This window comes from Micromonospora phytophila (genome assembly GCF_023656545.1).
GTDB lineage: Bacteria > Actinomycetota > Actinomycetes > Mycobacteriales > Micromonosporaceae > Micromonospora > Micromonospora phytophila.
Genome location: NZ_JAMOKF010000468.1, coordinates 1 through 3,388, shown reverse-complemented (window position 1 = coordinate 3,388; position 3,388 = coordinate 1). Strand labels below are relative to the sequence as shown.

The 3,388-nt window shown below is 70.2% G+C and carries 2 protein-coding genes, 2 tRNA genes and 2 pseudogenes; 3 read left to right on the top strand and 3 right to left on the bottom strand.

Going from position 1 to position 3,388, the window contains the following annotated elements; all coding sequences use genetic code 11:
- Positions 1–161: 161 nt before the first annotated feature.
- Together NCC78_RS29735 and NCC78_RS32795 are read left to right on the top strand one after the other, a co-directional pair.
- A pseudogene (locus NCC78_RS29735) lies at positions 162–749 on the top strand (DDE-type integrase/transposase/recombinase); the annotation flags it as partial.
- Complete coding sequence (locus NCC78_RS32795) at positions 733–816, top strand: hypothetical protein (RefSeq protein ID WP_504921271.1); 84 nt, start codon at positions 733–735, stop codon at positions 814–816. The pseudogene NCC78_RS29735 and the gene NCC78_RS32795, both read left to right, overlap by 17 nt.
- Before the next feature lie 98 nt (positions 817–914).
- On the opposite strand, the gene NCC78_RS29730 is transcribed toward NCC78_RS32795, so the two are convergent.
- The 3 genes from NCC78_RS29730 to NCC78_RS29720 form a co-directional block, all read right to left on the bottom strand.
- Positions 915–1,361, bottom strand: a complete 447-nt coding sequence (locus tag NCC78_RS29730) for a DUF3732 domain-containing protein (protein ID WP_250798685.1) — start codon at positions 1,359–1,361, stop codon at positions 915–917.
- 354 nt (positions 1,362–1,715) lie between these two features.
- A tRNA-Arg gene (locus NCC78_RS29725) sits at positions 1,716–1,788 on the bottom strand.
- Between the two features lie 36 nt (positions 1,789–1,824).
- A tRNA-Ser gene (locus NCC78_RS29720) sits at positions 1,825–1,915 on the bottom strand.
- Positions 1,916–2,723: 808 nt separating this feature from the next.
- Here NCC78_RS29720 and NCC78_RS29715 point away from each other — a divergent pair.
- Positions 2,724–3,388: pseudogene (locus NCC78_RS29715) on the top strand (hypothetical protein); the annotation flags it as partial.

Here is a 3,388-nt window from a genome sequence, read left to right as displayed (position 1 = left end):
CGGTCCGAGACTACGAACGGCTACCCGACCACCACGCCGCGATGGTCCAATGGGCCATGATCATCGTCATGACCCGCCGCCTCGCCCGCCACCAGCACACCTGAAACCCTTATTTACCAGGCTCTAAGACGGACCGGGCGACGACGAAGCGATGCCTCAGCCTACGAATCCGGCTGCGGGAAGGGCCCATTCAGCTCGCGGCCCGGCTCGGTATCGCGCCGTCGACGGTGCACCGCATCCTCACCGCGGCGCGCTTGAACCGGCTGTCGCACGTTGACCGCGCGACCGGTGAGCCGATCCGCCGCTACGAGCACCCCCATCCCGGCTCGCTGCTCCACGTGGACGTGAAGAAGCTCGGGAACATCCCCGACGGCGGCGGCTACGTAGCGCTACGTCGGCCGCCCCCAGGGCGACAAGAACCGGGCAGCGACGCCCGGGAAGCCGAAGAACAAGTGGCACGGCCCGAAGATGGGCTACGCCTTCATCCACACCGTCATCGACGACCACTCCCGCGTCGCCTACGCCGAGTTCCACGACGACGAGACCGCTGCCACCGCCGCCGGAGTCCTGCACCGCGCGGTCCAGTGGTTCGCCGACCGAGGTGTCACCGTCGAGCGCGTCATCTCGGACAACGGGTCCGCCTATCGCTCACACGTGTGGCGGGACACGTGCGAGGCCCTCGCCATCAAACCCAAGCGGACACGGCCCTACCGGCCGCAGACGAACGGCAAGATCGAGCGCTTCCACCGCACCATGGCCGACGGCTGGGCCTACGCCCGCTACTACACCTCAGAGTCCGAGCGTCGCGACGCTTGAGGCGTGGCTGCATCACTACAACCACCACCGACCGCACACACCGCCTGCGCGAACCAGCCGCCCTTCACGCGATTGACCAACGTCCCCGGTCAGTACAGCTAGTCCTCCTCAATCCAGTCCGCGGGTATCAGCGCCTCGCCATCAGCGCGCCATCGATACCTGACCGCGTCGCTGAACCATTGCTCCTCAAGATCGGCATGCTCCATGACGATGACTTGGAGGTCTACTTCGGGACGCGCGATGGTCTCCATGACCACTTGATAGGTGCGGACGAGCGCCTCCCGATCGTCATCGGGCAGCACGTGCGAACCGTCGCCGGCGTAGTCGGAGGGAAACCAGACTTGCGACGGCTGGTCCATGATCAGGATCCTGGGTACCGGCCGGTCCTCCGTCGCGAACCACTCATGCAACGCCAGGAAGGTCGCAACGTGGTACCCGACATAGTTCTCGCCGCTGCCCATCTCATGCAGTGGGACCGCGCCGTTGCGGGGCGGTAGCACGGCGAAAGCAAACAACCTTGCGAACCGGCGCCGCGTAGATTCCACGACCGCTCCTTGCGCCTTCGGCCCAGGGATCTTGCTGCAGGATCCTGCGGATCCGCCCGGCGGCGTAGAAACTCCGACGGCCAACGGCACGGCAGGAGTGAACGCGTGCTGCCGCTGCCGGGCGGTGCCCACGAGATCCGGAGACGAGTAGCTCCGCTATCCGGCAGCCATCGCGCCCACGGCCGAGCCCGGCCGCCCGGGCAGGTCAACCATCGCCAGAAGTCGCCCTCGGCGACTCTCCGTTGCGATCAAGCGAGGTCAGCGGCTCGTCGTGCATTCGTGGATGCACGAAAAACGCCCCTCCAGTCGATCGCTATCGATCACCTGAGGGACGTTTTCCCTGCTCAACCGCTGTGCGCCCGAAGGGACTCGAACCCCTAACCTTCTGATCCGTAGTCAGATGCTCTATCCATTGAGCTACGGGCGCTCGGTGCTCAGCCAGTCTACACACCCGGCTTCCGCGCGGAGACTCCGGGATTCGAACCCGGGAGGGGCTTTAAGACCCCAACCGCATTAGCAGTGCGGCGCCATAGACCAGACTAGGCGAAGTCTCCCTGGTGGCCCGCAGACCACCGCGCCCGAGGATACAGGTCCCCACCCACCGGGAGCAAAACGACTTCCCGACCCCTCCCGCCCGGGCGTGGCGACCTCGCGTTTCCCGGCTGTGCGCACGCGTGATCGCGACTACGCTCCATCGATATGCAGGAGCAGCCGCCGAGCGAGCCGACCCGCCGAGAGCCTGCTGACGGAGCGCGTCGTCGCTCTCCGAAGGCGACCTTCACCCCGCCTCCCGCCCCGCCGGAGCCGCCGCGGGAGGCGGAGGATCCGGCAGAACGGCCACGGCGGTTGAAGCCCGCCCCAACGGTGCTCTTTCAACCGCCCGAACCGGACCCCCAGGTGCCCTGGCAGGCCGCCCCGAACCCGCGGAAGGGGGCCATCCGGGCAGCCGGCGTCACTTCGGGTGACCTGCCGCACACCGCACAGGCTGGGGAGCGGTCAACCGTTCCGCCCCAGCCCAGCGGTGCGGGCGCGGTCAGCGCCGCCCGGCCGGCGGGGAAGGGCCCGGCGCCCCGCGTACCGGGCACGCCGGAGGAAGGCCGGGGTACGTCGGAGGAACAAGCACCGGCCGCGACGGCCGGCGAGGGCCGGGGCGGCGAGGCGGAGCCGACGGCCACTCCGAGTCCGACGGCGCCGACTAGCACCGACGGCGCTCCGGAGAGGGCCACCCCGGCGAGCGGGGTCACCCCCGCGAAGAAGGCGGCCCCTCCCAGGAGCACGACCCCTCCGAGGAAGGCGACCCCGGCCAGGCGGGCCGGCACGCCGGCAGCGGCGACGAAGCCCGGCGACGCCGAAGAGCCGAAAGTGACCGTTTCCCCGCCCGCAGGGCTCGGCCCCTCCCCCGAAGGGAAGGCCGCCCTGGTCAGGAAGGCGGTCACCACCCGCAAGGCCACCACCACCCCCGAGTCTCCGCCCAGCGCCACGCCCGGCACCAAGGCCGCCGGCCGGAAGACCGCCCGAAAGGCCACCACCCCGGCGGAAACCACCGCACCGACGGCCGCCGTTGCCGAGCCCCCACCCAGCGACACCCCCACCGCCAAAGCCACCGGCCGGAAGACCGCCCGGAAGGCAACCACCCCGGCGGAGACCACCGAACCGGAGGCCATCACCCAGACGGCCCTCATCCGGGAGAAGGCCAGCACCACGAAGGTCCCCACTCGGGAGAAGGCCACCACCATGGCCCCCACCCAGGAGAAGCCCGGCGCCCGGAAGGTCAACGCCCCGCAGGAGCCCGCCAAGGCCACCCTGGTGACCGCGCCGGTCGCGCCCGGGGAGACGGCGGCACTGAGCGAGAGCACCACCGGCACCGGCGAGGACGCCGCGCCGGCGCGTACGCCGGAATCGGAGCTTCGGGCGCTCACCGCGCGCCTGCTGGAACATCCCGGGTTCGCGCCCGAGCTGCTCGCCCTGGCCGCCGTCGCGGCGATCGGGCCGCGCGCCCGCGACTGGGCCGACAGGCTGCGCTCCGC